Source organism: Mycobacterium sp. NGS58 (assembly GCF_059812385.1).
Genome location: NZ_JCALCO010000008.1, coordinates 58,826 through 72,788, shown reverse-complemented (window position 1 = coordinate 72,788; position 13,963 = coordinate 58,826). Strand labels below are relative to the sequence as shown.

The following is a 13,963-nucleotide window of genomic DNA, read 5'->3' as shown; positions in this document are numbered from 1 at the left end:
AAAGTTATGCGAGCCCGACGATAAGGCCGATCGAGCGCGGGTCCATTTCCGGCGCAAGTACCGCCCGGTCGCCGGTTATGCAGGTGTAGTCGCAGAAAGAGCCATGTCCGCCGGCTGGGAGGCTTGGTGAAGGTGCAGAGAGGTCACATGCGCAAGCTGATCGGAAGCGCGCTGGTCAGCTTGACGACCACCGCACTGGCCGCGGTATTGCTGGCCCCCACCGCGGTGGCGAGTCCGATAGGCGACGCCGAGGCGGCGATCATGGCCGCATGGGATAAGGCCGGCGGCGACACCTCGCCATTGGGCGCCCGCAAGGGCGACGTATATCCCGTCGGGGATGGTTTCGCCCTGGACTTCGACGGCGGCAAGATGTTCTTCACCCCGGCGACCGGAGCCAGGTTCGCCTACGGACCCGTCCTGGAGAAATACGAGTCGCTGGGCGGCCCGGCCGGCAGCGATCTGGGCTTCCCGGCCATCGACGAAGTTCCGGGTCTCGCCGGCCCGGACAGCCGGGTGATCACCTTTTCGGCCAGCGACAAGCCGGTGATCTTCTGGACGCCCGAGCACGGCCCGCACGTGGTGCGCGGTGCTCTGAACACCGCCTGGGACAAGCTGGGCAGCTCGGGCGGGGTTCTCGGTGTGCCGGTCGGCGACGAGACCTACAGCGGTGAGGTGTCCTCACAGAAATTCAGCGGTGGCCAGGTCTCGTGGAACCGGCAGACCAAACAGTTCACCACCGAACCGCCGGCGCTGGCCGACCAGCTCAAGGGCCTGCAGGTGGCGATCGATCCCACGGCGGCGATCAACACCGCCTGGCGCGCGGCGGGCGGCCCCACGGGACCATTGGGCGCCAAGCAGGGCGGGCAATACCCGGTCGGCGGCGACGGCATCGCCCAGAACTTCGCCGGTGGCAAGGTGTTCTTCACCCCGGCCACCGGCGCGAACGCCCTCAAGAGCGACATCCTGGCCAAGTACGAGTCACTGGGCGGGCCGGTCGGCAGCGACCTGGGATTCCCCACCACCAACGAAACCGACGGCAACATCGGGCGTTCCAGCCGCATCGCCACCTTCTCCGCGGCCGACAAGCCGGTCATCTTCTGGACGCCCGACCACGGCGCCTTCGTTGTGCGTGGGGCGATGAAGGTTGCGTGGGACAAGCTGCGCGCTCCGGCCGGCAAACTCGGTGCCCCGGTCGGCGACCAGGCCGTGACCGGCGACGTGGTCTCCCAGCAGTTCACCGGCGGCAAGATTTCGTGGAACCGGGCGAAGAACACGTTCAGCACGGAACCGTCCAACCTGGCGCCGCTGCTGTCCGGCCTGCAGGTGTCGGGTCAGGACCAGCCGAGCAATTCGGCCATGCCGGCGCATGCCAAGAAGTCCGCCTGGCACTGGTGGTGGCTGGTGGCCGCCATTCCGGTGGTGGCGCTGCTCGTGCTGTTGGCGTGGTTACTGTTCGTTTCCCGGCGGCGCCGGCCCGTCCACGACGAGGCCGCGGCCTACGCGCCGGGCCGCCGGGGGGACTTCGGCTACGACCCCGACGATCGCTGGGGGCACGACGACGCTGACGTCAGCGCGGACTCGTTCGGGCTCGGCGCGACGCACCAGCCTGAACCGGAACCGGACGCCGGGCGGGTCAGCTGGCAACGTCAGCGTCCTGCCGAAAGCGACTACGGGTTCGAGGAGGAAGACCCCGACGCGGTGGACACCGACTCGATCCCGGTCGTCTCCGGGGAGATGCTGGCAGAGGCCGACTATTCCGAGGCCGGGGCCGACTACACGGACTACACCGACGCCGTCCCCGAGGTTGCCGAGCCCGAGACGGCGGACGACGCCGCCTACGCCGACGCGGACGGCCCCGACGCGGCTTATGTGGCGGAGACGTATCCGTACGACGAGTCTCCCGACGTCGCCGTTCCCAGCACCCCGCCGGAAGGCGACGCCGTGGACGGCGCCCTGGAAACCGCTGAGCCGGAAGACGAATACCTTGACCTCGCCGCGCCGGAACCGGATGTCGAACCGGCAGCGGACACCGCGACGGAAGCCGACGTGGCGGACACCGCGGTGGGAGCCGCCGTGGTCGCCGATGCGGTCGAGGCCGGGCGTCCGGCACGAAGCGGCCGGCACGCCGCGGACGACGCCTCGGAGAACGGCCTGGCTGGACCGGACGGGCGACCGACGATCCACCTGCCGCTCGATGACCCGTACCAGGCGCCCGACGGATACCCCATCAAGGCCAGTGCTCGCTACGGCTTGTACTACCTGCCGGGCAGCGATCTGTATCAGGACACGCTCGCCGAACTCTGGTTTTCGAGCGAAGAGGTCGCGCAGGCCAACGGCTTCACCAGGGCTGACTGACTCAGCCCGCGCGCGTCAGACCTTGCGGATGACGGTGACGACCTTGCCCAGCACGCTCGCATCGTTGCCCGGGATGGGATCGAACGCGGGGTTGTGCGGCATCAGCCACACCTGACCGCCGGCGCGCTTGAACGTCTTGACCGTGGCTTCGCCGTCCAGCATCGCCGCGACGATGTCGCCGTTGTCGGCGACGTTCTGCTGACGGACCACCACCCAGTCGCCGTCGCAGATCGCGGCATCGACCATCGAGTCGCCGACGACCTTGAGCAGGAAGAGCGTGCCTTCACCGACCAATTCGCGCGGCAGGGGAAAGACGTCCTCGACGGCCTCTTCGGCCAGGATGGGTCCGCCGGCCGCGATGCGCCCGAGCACTGGGACGAACGTCGGCTCCGGCAAGGCGTCCGAGCCGGCCACCTCGGTGGCGGGCGCCGCCACGTCGTCGTCGGCCCCGCGGACATCGACGGCTCGCGGACGGTTCGGGTCGCGGCGCAGGTACCCCTTGCGCTCGAGGGTGCGCAGCTGGTGCGCGACCGATGACGTCGACGTCAGACCGACTGCGTCGCCGATCTCCCGGATGCTCGGCGGGTAGCCGCGGCTCGTGACCGAGGCGCGGATGACATTCAGAATGGTGCGCTGCCGTTCGGTCAGCGAGGAATCCACGGAGTGCAGCCGACCCTCGGGGCCGGCCGATGAAATGTCGTTGCTGTCGCCCATGGCACTGAATGTAGCCGCACCGCGAACGAGAATCAAACATGTGTTCGAGTGGCGTGTCGCGTCGTTCGGCCGCTCGGCGGAAAGCGTCCGAATTCGCGCGAATCACAAATGTGTAACTCTTCGAGATATCGGGTATTTGTGTCCTCGTGACAGTGGTAGAGGCCGACGAACTTGTCGGTGGTGTGATCTAGCGTTTGCTCGTGCGACACGCTTCGCTCAAATGTTCGGATTCGAACATACAGGCGATTACTGTCGAACACACGAGCGAGAGCTAGTTGACCGGAGGAAAGAAGATGACAGTCATCCACACGCCAGCGCCGCGGACCAGCAGTCTTCGGCGCCCGATCAATGGACCCGTCCAGGGGGCTCGCTACGGACGGGACGGGCTGGCCCGGTCCCGCCGGCCCGTGCCGTCGCGGCCGGCGGGCGCCGCCACGCGCTACTACGGCACCGGGGTGGCAATGTCGGTCGCTCCGCACCGCAGGCGCGCCACTACCTGGGCGTCGACGATTGGGCTGGCGCTGGCCGCCGGCGCAATCACGCTGTGGCTGGGCCTCGTCGCAAACGTCGGTCAGGTGCTCAACGGCGATTCCACGAACTCGGCGGCCCACGTTCCCGACCGGCTCGCCGTCGTCCGTGTCGACGCGGGGGAGTCGCTGCAGGATTTCGCGCACCGGGTGGCGCCCGGCGCGCCGACCATCCAGGTCGCCGACCGCATCCGCGAACTCAACGATCTTCGCTCGCCCAACCTGATGGCGGGCCAGACCCTCATCGCCCCGGTCGGCTGAGCACCGTTGTGCAGAAACCGCTTTGGGCCGACAGTTGCTGACGCCGGCGGTGACCCCACACGCCCGGCGGCTCCATTAGCAGTGCTGGTCAGCGCGCGGGTACGCTCAAGGTCCTGCGGTACCTTGTCGGCGCGATGAAGGAGCGGTCATGCATTGTCCGTTCTGCCGCCATCCCGATTCGCGGGTGATCGACTCGCGCGAGACCGATGAAGGCCAGGCCATCCGCCGCCGCCGCTCCTGTCCCGAATGCGGACGACGTTTCACCACCGTGGAGACTGCGGTCCTGGCGGTGGTCAAGCGCAGCGGCGTCACCGAACCGTTCAGCAGGGAGAAGGTCATCAGCGGCGTCCGCCGGGCCTGCCAGGGACGTCAGGTCGACGACGATGCGCTGAACCTGCTGGCCCAACAGGTCGAAGACACCGTCCGTGCCGCGGGCTCGCCGGAGATACCCAGTCACGAGGTCGGTTTGGCCATTCTCGGGCCCCTGCGCGACCTGGACGAAGTCGCCTACTTGCGGTTCGCCTCCGTGTACCGGTCGTTCGAGTCCGCGGACGATTTCGAACGCGAGATCCAGGCCCTGCGCGATCACCGCGGAGTGGCAGCCCCAGGCTGACGCCGCCGGCCGTCCCGGCCCGCATCGTCACCGGGCTAGGCTCGCTCTCATGCCCATTGACTTGCATCCCGACCTTGCGGCGCTGGCCCCGCTCCTTGGGACCTGGTCCGGCAAGGGAGCGGGTAAATACCCGACCATCCCGCCCTTCGACTATCTCGAAGAAGTCGTGTTCGCCCACGTCGGCAAGCCCTTTCTGAGCTACGGCCAGAAAACCAAGGCGGTAGCCGACGGCAAGCCGTTGCACGCCGAAACCGGTTTTCTTCGGGTGCCACAGCCCGGTCACATCGAACTGGTTCTGGCGCACCCCAGCGGTATCACCGAAATCGAGGTCGGCACCTACTCGGTCACCGGTGACCTCATCGAAATGCAGATGTCGACCACGGCGGTGGGGTTGACGCCCACCGCCAAAGAGGTGACCGCGCTCGGCCGTTCGTTCCGCATCGACGGCGACGAGCTCTCCTACACGGTGCAGATGGGTGCGGTTGGGCAGCCGCTGCAGGACCACCTCGCCGCCGTGTTACACCGGCAGCGCTAAAGCACCCGCCCGGCGGGGCGTCGTCAGTCGAGTTGTCTCACACCGTCGTTGACGACCCGCCCGGTTACGGCGACCCAGCCCTCGGCGCTCCACCTCGTGTCGATCACGGAGCCCTTGCCCTGAATGATCCGCAGGCTCTGGCTCAGGTAATCGGTGATCCGCATCGCCGCGGACCCGGTCGCCTCGTCCTCGACCACACCGAGGTTGGCGGCGAACATGCGCGCCCGCACCGACCCGGCCGCGCGATCGGTCCAGGCCCACAGGTAGTGCGCGGTGTCGTCGGGATAGTCCGCCGGGTCGGCGGCGAGAATCTCGTCGGCGGAAGAGAATTCGTGCAGGGCGAAGTCAGGCGCCCATTCGGCGCGAGCGTTGATGCTGGCGCGGTCGTCGTCGTAACCCACCTGCAAAATCCCGGCCCGCACTTGCAGGGTGTTGATCGGCGAACCGTTCTCGCGCAGCCACCATGTCGCGCCGACGGCCGGGTGGCCGGCGAAGGGCAGTTCGGTTCGCGGCGTGTAGATGGCGGCGTGCGCGCTGGCGGAGCCGGGGGCCGGGAAGTCGACGAAAACCGTCTCGCTGTAGCCCAATTGGGTTGCCAACCGCTGCCGCTGGGCGGGCTGGACCTGGCGGGCGTCCACCACGCCCAGCGGATTACCGAAGTTGCCGTCCGAATCGGCGAACACCCGCAGCACCGCCACGCGGATCCCCATGGGCCGACTGTACGGCGCCTGCACGGGCCGCGTCGATCGAGGTGATCAGGTGGCGCTGCGCTCGTCGGAACCCATGGCGTTCAGCACGGCGACGCGAGTGGGAGCGGGGCCCGAGACGGCCTGCTCGCCGCCGCCGGTGCGCAGCAGTTGGCGTAGGCTGGCCTGGTCGTACTCGGCGGGGTCTGTGGAATCGATGAAGCGCTCGACGACGTCGATGAAGCGGGCGGGGTCGTCATGGAAGGGGAAGTGCCCCGAGCCTTCGAAGATTTCGAGACGGGAGCCGGGCATCGCGGCATGCGCCATCCGAGCGTGCCGGACTGGAACCACCACATCCTTTGTGCCCCAGACGATCTGCACCGGGATGGCTTCGGTCAAATAACATCGGTCGAGCATGGTGACGATCTGCCCGCGCCAGTCCACCACGGCGCGCAGCGTCCGGCTGAACGCCGCGGACGCCGTCGGTTCGGGCAGGTCGTCGAGGATGCGCAGCACATTGGGCAGGTCGCGACCCAGCCCGCTGCTGCCCAGCGCCGCGCCCAGAACACGTCCCATGATCTGAACCGCCGGCAGCACCAGCGGCAACCGCAGCAGGGCGATCGCTTCGCTGCCCATCGGCAGCGAGGCCCAGCGCAGGACGAAGTTGACGTCCTTGGTGACGCCGCCGGCCCCGACCAGGATCAGTCTTTCCACCAAATGCGGGAATTGGTAGGCGAATTGCATCGCCACACCCCCACCCAGCGAGTGGCCGACGATAGTGACGCGCTCGATGTCGAGCACGCTGAGCAGGTCACGCATCCCGTTTGCGTACGCCGCGATCGAGTAGTCGGCGCGCGGCTTGTCTGATTGCCCGTGGCCGAGCAGATCGGGGGCGATCACCGTGAAACGCTGGGCGAGCTTGGCCTGCACGGTATTCCAGGTGGTGGAGTTGTCGCCGATGCCGTGGATCAGCAGTATCGCCGGCCCGGAACCCGCGATGCGGTAGGCCCGCTTGTAACCGTGGATGGTGCGGAACTCGAGTCTGGGTGCGGTTACTTCACGCACCGGGCGGAGCGTGGGATTGCGCTTCCGCTCGGTCATATCGCCAACCTTGGTGTCGGGCCGGGCTAAGGGCGGTCGGGCTAGGGCGTCATGCTGAGTGGGTCAGGACTTGTCGTCGTCGTCGTACTTCTTCTCCGCCTGCTGGGCCAGAAATCGCTCGAACTCTGCGCCCAGCTCATCGCCGCTCGGCAGATCCTCGTCGCGCGCTAGTAACGATCTGTTCTCCTGAGCGTCGATGAAGGCATCGTACTGGCGCTCCAGCGCGGCCACCACTTGAGCGACCTCGGCGCTCGCTTCCACCTGCTCGTCGATCTTGGCCCGAATCACCTCGGCCGCTTCGGTTAACGCGGTCAGCGGCAGCTCCAGTGACGCGGTCTTGGCGACCTGCTCGAGCAAGGCCTGCGCGGCGGCCGGGTAATCGGTCTGCGTGAGGTAGTGGGGGACGTGCACGGTGTAGCCGACGACCTCGTGACCGTGCTGGCCCATCCGGTATTCCAGCAGGTTGGAGGCGCTACCCGGGACCTGGATCTCGGAGATCCAGGGCTGGAAGTTGGCGATCAGCTCAGGGTTGTTCGAGTGCGCGGTCATAGTGGTGGGCCGGGTGTGCGGTACCGCCATCGGGACCGTGCCGAGGCCGATGGTCTGGCGCACTCCGAGGCGCTCGGCCAGCAGCTGCACCGCGGTGATGAAGCGCTCCCACTTGAGATCCGGTTCCATGCCGGCCAGCAACAGGAACGGTGTGCCGATCGTGTCGCGCATCGAGTACAGGCTCAGCTCGGGATCCTCGTAGTGGGTGAAGTGATCCGTCTTGAACGTCATCAGTGGCCGCCGCGAGCGGTAGTCCAGCAATTCGTCGATCGCGAAGGATGCGACCAACTCGGTGTCCAATACCGCCTTCAAATGCGCGGCCGCCAGCTTGATGGCATGACCGGCGTCGGAAAATCCCTCCAGGGCGTGCACCAGCACGGGGCCGCGACCATCGGACGTCGACAATTGCGGCGCCGGCAACTCGAGCTCATACATGCCAGCCTGCCCTGGCTGGTACTCGTCATCTGGGTCCTGATGGTGAGCCATTTCCGATCGCCTCCTCTCGAGGTTCTCTCCAGGGTGCCCTACCAAGTGTCCCTCGAATCGGTCGGCACCAACATCTATCAGCGAACATCGCGTTCACCCTGTTAGCTGGAACGCGATAATTCTCACTCCTCATCCGCAAACGACACCCGCAGGGTCGCCCGGGCGCTCGCCGGTAAACCGCTTGGCGCACCGCGATGTGTGGGAGTCGGCTTGCCGCCCGCCGGTCAGGCATGATGAAGGCGATGCGCATTCGGATCCTGATGCTGTGCTCGGTGGTGGGGGTGGCGACGTTGTTGACGTCGTGTCACCGTCCGGTCGACCACGTTTCGGGTGCTCCGGTCTCCGCCCCGCGCGTCGGCGGCCCGGTGCAGCGGCTCAGCCAGCCCGAGCAGAAGGCCGTCGCGGGCCCGGTCGAGCCGGACCGGCGCATCGGGGCGATTTTCATCGACGGGGGCCCGCTGCACGTGTGCACCGGTTCGGTGGTGCATTCGACGGGCGGCAACCTGATCATGACCGCCGCGCACTGCCTGGCCGGAGCCTCGCTGATCACCTTCGTTCCCGGTTTCGCCGGGGACGCGCCACCCGGCCCCGCCGACGTGTGGAAGGCCGACGCGGTCTACCTCGATCCGCGCTGGACGGCCAGCAAGGACCCGCACGCCGACTACGCGATCGCGCGGGTCAGCAACGAGGCCGGCGCTCCCGTCGAGTCCCGGGCCGGCCTGGCGCTGACGCTGGGTGTGACGCCGCCGGCGGGCAGCCGCGTCACCGTGCTCGGGTATCCGGCCGGCGTGGGCGGCTCGCCCATCGGGTGTCAGGCCAGCACATCAGTCACCGACACCGGCTTTCCCGCCTTGGCGTGTGAAGGGCTGGTGGACGGCACCAGCGGTGCACCCTGGGTCAGCGGCACCACGCTCATCGGGGTGATCGGTGGTCTCGAGCGGGGCGGCTGCGCCGCGAACATGTCGTACTCGGCGCCGTTCGACGCGCAGACCGCGGAGCTCCTGGCCCGCGCCGAGGCCGGCGGACCCGGCGATCCGGTCCCGAACGACCTCCAGGACGCCTGTTAGTGCTGATCGCCGGCTGAGCCGGGCGTTGGGGGCACACCGCGTGCGGGGGACGGGCCGCCATCGTCGGGTTAGTGCCGGAACTGGTTGAGCGCCCGAACTTTGTTCATCACGTCGAGCGCCGCCACCTTGTAGGCCTCGGAGAACGTGGGGTAGTTGAACACCGCGTCCACCAGGTATTCCACGGTGCCGCCGCAGCCCATCACGGCCTGGCCGATGTGCACCATCTCGGTGGCGCTGGTGCCGAAGATGTGCACGCCGAGCAGCTTGAGGTCCTCGGTGGAGACCAGCAGTTTGAGCATCCCGTAGGAGTCGCCGGCGATCTGGCCGCGGGCCAGCTCCCGATATCTGGCCACGCCGACCTCGTAGGGCACCGAGTTCTTCGTCAGCTCCACCTCGGTGGCGCCGACGTAGGAGACCTCGGGGATGGAGTAGATGCCGATGGGCTGCAGCTCGGTGATGCCGTCGGACGCCTCCCCGAACGCGTGGTAGGCGGCCAGCCGTCCCTGTTCCATCGACGTCGCGGCCAAGGCGGGAAAGCCGATCACGTCGCCGACGGCATAGATATGCGGCACCTTGGTCTGGAAGTTGTCGTCGACGAAGATCCGCCCTCGGTTGTCGGACTCCAGCTCGGCGTTGTGCAGATCAAGATGGTCGGTTTGGCCTTGCCGCCCGGCCGAATACATCACCGTCTCCGCGGGAATCTGTTTGCCGCTGGCCAAGGTGGTCACGGTGCCCGCCGATCCGACGTCGACCGCGGTCACCTCCTCACCGAACCGGAACGTCACCGCCAGGTCGCGCAGGTGGAACTTCAGCGCCTCGACGACCTCCGGGTCGCAGAAGTCGAGCATGTCGTCGCGCTTCTCCACCACGGTGACCTTGGTGCCCAGTGCGGCGAACATCGAGGCGTACTCGATGCCGATGACGCCGGCGCCGACCACCACCATCGACGTCGGCAGCGACTTGAGATCGAGGATCCCGTCGGAGTCGAGCACCCGGTGTTCGTCGAACTCGACGCCGGAGGGCCGCGCCGGCCGGGTGCCGGTGGCGATGACGACGTATTTTCCGGTGATGGTGATCTTTTCGCGCCGCGACGGGTCTTCGACCTCGATGGTGTGCGGGTCGACGAAACGCCCGTGACCGATCAGCAGGTCGATGCGGTTGCGCATCAGCTGGTTGCGCACCACGTCGACCTCCTTGCCGATCACGTGCTGGGTGCGGGCCAGCAGGTCGGCCGGGGTGATCTTCTCCTTGACGCGGTAGCTCGCGCCGTAGAGTTCGCGCTGGCTCATCCCGGTGAGGTACAGGACCGCCTCGCGCAACGTCTTTGACGGGATGGTGCCGGTCTGGACGCACACACCGCCGAGCATCTGGCCGCGTTCGACGACGGCGACCGACTTACCGAGTTTGGCCGATGCGATGGCGGCCTTCTGTCCGCCGGGCCCGGACCCGATGACCACCATGTCGTACTCTGGCGCCGAACTCATGGCTTAAACAGTAAGGCAGCACAACGCACAGTGCTGGGTTCATCCACAGGTCGGCTGCCGGGCCCGTGCCCGTGCGCACCGATTGACGGTGGCGCCCGTCAGCGTGGGTGCTCATGACGACGCATCGAGATGACTTCGAACTATCCCGCCCCGGTGCACTTATCGCCGCGCTGCCGGCCGTTCTCGGCTTCGTACCCGAAAATTCATTGATATTAGTGTCATTGGGCGACGGGAAACTCGGCTCGGTGATGCGCGTGGACCTCTCCGAGGAGCTTGTCGATCGGGTTGAGCATCTGGCGGAGGTCGCCGCCGCGGCCGCCCCCGGGGCCGTGATCGCGGTGATTGTCGACGCAGACGGGGCCCACTGTCCAAGCTGCAACGAGGAATACCGGCAGCTGTCGGTGGCGCTCGCAGAAGCCTTGTCACAGCACGACATCGAGCTGTGGGCCACGCATCTGGTCGACCAGGTCGCGATCGGCGGTCGCTGGCATTGCGCCGAGGGCTGCGGGTCCAGCGGCCTGGTCGACGATCCCGCGTCCTCCCCGCTGGCGGCCGCCGCGGTGCTGGAAGGCCGACGGCTCTACCCGAGCCGCGCCGATTTACAGGCGGTCATCGCGGCCGACGACCCGGCCCGCAGCGAGGCGCTCGTCGGTGTGATCACGCGCCAGGCCGCCCGGCGCCGGGCGGCGAACCCCGCGCAGCCGGTCCGCTGCACCCGCGCCGATGTGGAGACGGCGATGTCCGCCGCCGGCCGGGTCGCGGCCGGGGAATCGCTGTCCGACACGGAGTTGGCGACGCTGGGCTGTGCGATGAGCGACGCGCAGGTGCGCGACATCCTCTATGCCCTTGCGGTCGGGGAGAGCGCCGGCGAAGTCGAGTCGTTGTGGGCGCTGTTGGCGCGCACGTTGCCCTCGCCGTGGCGGGTCGAGGCGCTGGTCCTGATCGCGTTCAGCGCCTATGTCCGCGGCGACGGTCCCCTCGCCGGCGTGTCGCTGCAGGAGGCGCTGCGCTGCGAGCCCGGTCATCGGATGGCCGACATGCTGGACACCGCCCTGCAATCGGGCCTGCGGCCCGAGGACATCAGGGATTTGGCGCTCACCGGCTACCGCCTGGCCACGCGGTTCGGCGTGCAGCTACCGCCGCGCCGGCCGTTCGGCCGCAGGGCGGGATAGGGCTAGAACAGCTCGGGTCAGACCTTCTCGACCTTGACCGCGTGTGCCATCTCGTGCGGCAGGGTGACGTTCTCGTGACCGGGAATGACGATCGTCACCCCGGCGGAGCCGGTCTCGACGGTGACGCGGGCGTTCGGGACGACGCCGGCGTCCTTCAGGCGTGAGATCAGGTCGATGTCGCCCTGGACGTGTTCGGTCAGCTGACGCACCACCACCGCCACCGGCGCGCCGGGCGGCAATTCGGTCAGCCGGACCAGGGGACCGTCCTCGGACCAGGACTCGGGGCCCACGCCCAGGTCGAGCAGCCCGGGGATCGGGTTGCCGAAGGGGGATGTGGTCGGGTTGTTCAGCACCTTCACCAGGCGCCGCTCGACGTCCTCGCTCATCACGTGCTCCCAGCGGCACGCCTCGGCGTGGACCTCTTCCCAGGGCAGGCCGATCACGTCGACCAGCAAGCGTTCGGCGAGACGGTGCTTGCGCATCACGGAAATGGCCAGCGCCCGGCCCTTGTCGGTGAGCTCCAGGTGGCGGTCACCGGCGACGTGGAGTAAACCGTCCCGCTCCATGCGCGACACGGTTTGGCTGACAGTCGGCCCGCTCTGATCGAGGCGTTCGGCGATGCGGGCACGCAGCGGCGTGACGCCCTCTTCCTCGAGGTCGTAGATGGTCCGCAAGTACATCTCGGTGGTGTCAACCAGGTCGTTCATTCAGCACCCTCCGTCGACGCTGAGTCTACTTGTCCAGCTGCGCGAATGGTTGTAACGCCTCCCAGGCAAGCAGTATGCCCGCCGCTGACGCGGCGGGCATACTGTCTGCTACCTAGCTTGGGTGAGGCCTTAGCTCGCGTACGACCGTAGCCTGTCGGCGCGCTCCCCGTTGCGGAGTTTCGACATTACGTCCCGCTCGATTTGGCGGACCCGCTCCCGGGACAGCCCGAACAGCTTGCCAATCTGGTCCAACGTGCGCGGCTGGCCGTCGTCCAGTCCGAAACGCAACCGGATGACCTGGTGCTCACGCTCGTCCAGGGTGGCCAGCACGCTGCGGATGTCGGTGTGCAGCAGCTCGGCGATCACAGCATTCTCTGCCGACATCGCCTCGGCGTCCTCGATGAAATCGCCCAGCGGGGCTTCTTCCTCGGACCCGACCGGCATGTCCAGGCTTACCGGGTCGCGGCTGTGCTCGAGCAGGTCGTTGATCTTCTCGACAGGGATGCCGGACTCGGCGGCAAGCTCCTCGTCGGTGGCCTCGCGTCCCAGGTTCTGGTGCATCTCGCGCTTGATCCGCGCCAGCTTGTTGACCTGTTCCACGAGATGAACCGGCAGCCGAATGGTGCGGCTCTGGTCGGCCATGCCGCGGGTGATGGCCTGACGAATCCACCATGTCGCATAGGTCGAGAACTTGAATCCCTTTGTGTAGTCGAACTTTTCCATCGCACGGATCAGTCCCAGATTGCCCTCTTGAATCAGGTCCAGCAGTGGCATACCCCGACCGGTGTATCGCTTGGCCAGCGACACCACCAGGCGCAGGTTCGCTTCCAGCAGATGACGACGCGCGGCCTGACCATCGCGAACCACGGCCTGCAAATCGCGTTTGCGGTTCTCCCCGAGGCGCTTACGCGTTGCCAGCAGATGTTCGGCATAAAGCCCGGCCTCGATGCGCTTGGCGAGTTCGACTTCGCCGGCCGCATTGAGAAGTGCCGTCTTGCCGATTCCGTTCAGGTATACGCGCACTAGGTCCGCTGCGGGGCTTTGAGCATCCAGATCGCCGTCAAATCTGCTCGTGCTGGCGTTCGCCATAGCGACCTCCCGTTCGGCTTTGTTCTGTCATCGAGTTCAACGACAGATCAGCTCTGAGAGTTCCCAGCGATTCCGTATCTCACACGTGTTGACGTGCAGAAATGTGCCGCCGACCTGAGAATGTCCTGAGAAGTCCGCCGGCGACGGCACCTTCAGGAGAAACGACGCCTAGCCGTGATCGATTCCATCGTGAAACCCCGTAGGCCACTCCGGCTGCGGGCGTCGGGGAGCCTCGAGCGCGGGACGTTCGGCCCGGGGGAACAGGCGGGTGTGCCGGCGGGCGTCGTCGAACCGGCGGGGCTCGTCGGCGCTGCGCGGCGGCCGATCGTTGGCGATCAGCACGGCCATCCAGGGCAACGGGATCGACAGCGCCACGATCGCGAGTGAGATCAGCCCGTTGTGCCACGCGCCGTAGGCGACGGCGGCCAGGATGAGCGCCGGAATCCGGAAAGCCATCAAAGTGAGGTATTTACGGACCCGCGCACGGTGCTGCTCCTCGTACGAGGTCGCGGCGGCGGTGATGAGCACAGGGCGGCTTTTGTTGCCGTCAAAGTCATCGAACCCCGGATCGGAGCCGTGCTTCATTTCTCCACTGTCCCACAACTCGACGATTCCGG

The 13,963-nt window shown here is 67.3% G+C and carries 14 protein-coding genes; 6 read left to right on the top strand and 8 right to left on the bottom strand.

Features of this window, described 5'->3' with window-relative positions:
- The first annotated feature begins 147 nt into the window (after positions 1 to 147).
- Positions 148 to 2,355 carry an LGFP repeat-containing protein gene (locus AC5Y4H_RS10025; protein WP_499981251.1) on the top strand — a complete coding sequence of 736 codons (2,208 nt, stop codon included), beginning with the start codon at positions 148 to 150 and terminating at the stop codon, positions 2,353 to 2,355.
- Between the two features lie 15 nt (positions 2,356 to 2,370).
- On the opposite strand, the gene lexA is transcribed toward AC5Y4H_RS10025, so the two are convergent.
- Complete coding sequence (gene lexA, locus AC5Y4H_RS10020) at positions 2,371 to 3,069, bottom strand: transcriptional repressor LexA (RefSeq protein ID WP_499980974.1); 699 nt, start codon at positions 3,067 to 3,069, stop codon at positions 2,371 to 2,373.
- A gap of 293 nt (positions 3,070 to 3,362) precedes the next feature.
- Between lexA and AC5Y4H_RS10015 the strand changes: the two genes are divergently transcribed.
- The 3 genes from AC5Y4H_RS10015 (at position 3,363) to AC5Y4H_RS10005 (ending at position 5,005) form a co-directional block, all read left to right on the top strand.
- Positions 3,363 to 3,857, top strand: a complete 495-nt coding sequence (locus AC5Y4H_RS10015; protein ID WP_499980971.1) for a LysM peptidoglycan-binding domain-containing protein — start codon at positions 3,363 to 3,365, stop codon at positions 3,855 to 3,857.
- 148 nt (positions 3,858 to 4,005) lie between these two features.
- Positions 4,006 to 4,470 (top strand): transcriptional regulator NrdR, encoded by a 465-nt coding sequence (nrdR, locus tag AC5Y4H_RS10010; protein WP_499980968.1) that lies wholly within the window; start codon positions 4,006 to 4,008, stop codon positions 4,468 to 4,470.
- A gap of 49 nt (positions 4,471 to 4,519) precedes the next feature.
- Positions 4,520 to 5,005, top strand: a complete 486-nt coding sequence (locus tag AC5Y4H_RS10005) for a peroxynitrite isomerase (protein WP_499980966.1) — start codon at positions 4,520 to 4,522, stop codon at positions 5,003 to 5,005.
- Between the two features lie 23 nt (positions 5,006 to 5,028).
- On the opposite strand, the gene AC5Y4H_RS10000 is transcribed toward AC5Y4H_RS10005, so the two are convergent.
- From AC5Y4H_RS10000 to AC5Y4H_RS09990, 3 genes are all read right to left on the bottom strand, one after another.
- Positions 5,029 to 5,715 carry a PhzF family phenazine biosynthesis protein gene (locus tag AC5Y4H_RS10000; protein WP_499980963.1) on the bottom strand — a complete coding sequence of 229 codons (687 nt, stop codon included), beginning with the start codon at positions 5,713 to 5,715 and terminating at the stop codon, positions 5,029 to 5,031.
- Positions 5,716 to 5,760: 45 nt separating this feature from the next.
- Positions 5,761 to 6,792, bottom strand: a complete 1,032-nt coding sequence (locus tag AC5Y4H_RS09995; protein WP_499980960.1) for an alpha/beta fold hydrolase — start codon at positions 6,790 to 6,792, stop codon at positions 5,761 to 5,763.
- Between the two features lie 63 nt (positions 6,793 to 6,855).
- Positions 6,856 to 7,827, bottom strand: a complete 972-nt coding sequence (locus AC5Y4H_RS09990; protein WP_499980958.1) for a proteasome assembly chaperone family protein — start codon at positions 7,825 to 7,827, stop codon at positions 6,856 to 6,858.
- Between the two features lie 230 nt (positions 7,828 to 8,057).
- Here AC5Y4H_RS09990 and AC5Y4H_RS09985 point away from each other — a divergent pair, with 230 nt between their 5' ends.
- Positions 8,058 to 8,894: a trypsin-like serine peptidase gene (locus AC5Y4H_RS09985; RefSeq protein ID WP_499980954.1), complete on the top strand. Its 837-nt coding sequence runs from the start codon at positions 8,058 to 8,060 to the stop codon at positions 8,892 to 8,894.
- Positions 8,895 to 8,962: 68 nt separating this feature from the next.
- Here AC5Y4H_RS09985 and sthA read toward each other — a convergent pair whose 3' ends face one another.
- Positions 8,963 to 10,378, bottom strand: coding sequence for a Si-specific NAD(P)(+) transhydrogenase (gene sthA / locus AC5Y4H_RS09980; protein WP_499980953.1), 1,416 nt, complete (start codon positions 10,376 to 10,378; stop codon positions 8,963 to 8,965).
- 113 nt (positions 10,379 to 10,491) lie between these two features.
- Here sthA and AC5Y4H_RS09975 point away from each other — a divergent pair, with 113 nt between their 5' ends.
- Positions 10,492 to 11,550 (top strand): DUF4192 domain-containing protein, encoded by a 1,059-nt coding sequence (locus AC5Y4H_RS09975; protein WP_499980950.1) that lies wholly within the window; start codon positions 10,492 to 10,494, stop codon positions 11,548 to 11,550.
- 17 nt (positions 11,551 to 11,567) lie between these two features.
- Here AC5Y4H_RS09975 and AC5Y4H_RS09970 read toward each other — a convergent pair whose 3' ends face one another.
- The 3 genes from AC5Y4H_RS09970 to AC5Y4H_RS09960 form a co-directional block, all read right to left on the bottom strand.
- Positions 11,568 to 12,257: an iron-dependent transcriptional repressor DtxR gene (locus AC5Y4H_RS09970; protein ID WP_499980946.1), complete on the bottom strand. Its 690-nt coding sequence runs from the start codon at positions 12,255 to 12,257 to the stop codon at positions 11,568 to 11,570.
- Positions 12,258 to 12,386: 129 nt separating this feature from the next.
- Complete coding sequence (gene sigB, locus AC5Y4H_RS09965) at positions 12,387 to 13,346, bottom strand: sigma-70 family RNA polymerase sigma factor SigB (RefSeq protein ID WP_067127016.1); 960 nt, start codon at positions 13,344 to 13,346, stop codon at positions 12,387 to 12,389.
- 168 nt (positions 13,347 to 13,514) lie between these two features.
- Positions 13,515 to 13,949 (bottom strand): DUF3099 domain-containing protein, encoded by a 435-nt coding sequence (locus AC5Y4H_RS09960; protein WP_499980943.1) that lies wholly within the window; start codon positions 13,947 to 13,949, stop codon positions 13,515 to 13,517.
- Positions 13,950 to 13,963 lie beyond the last annotated feature (14 nt).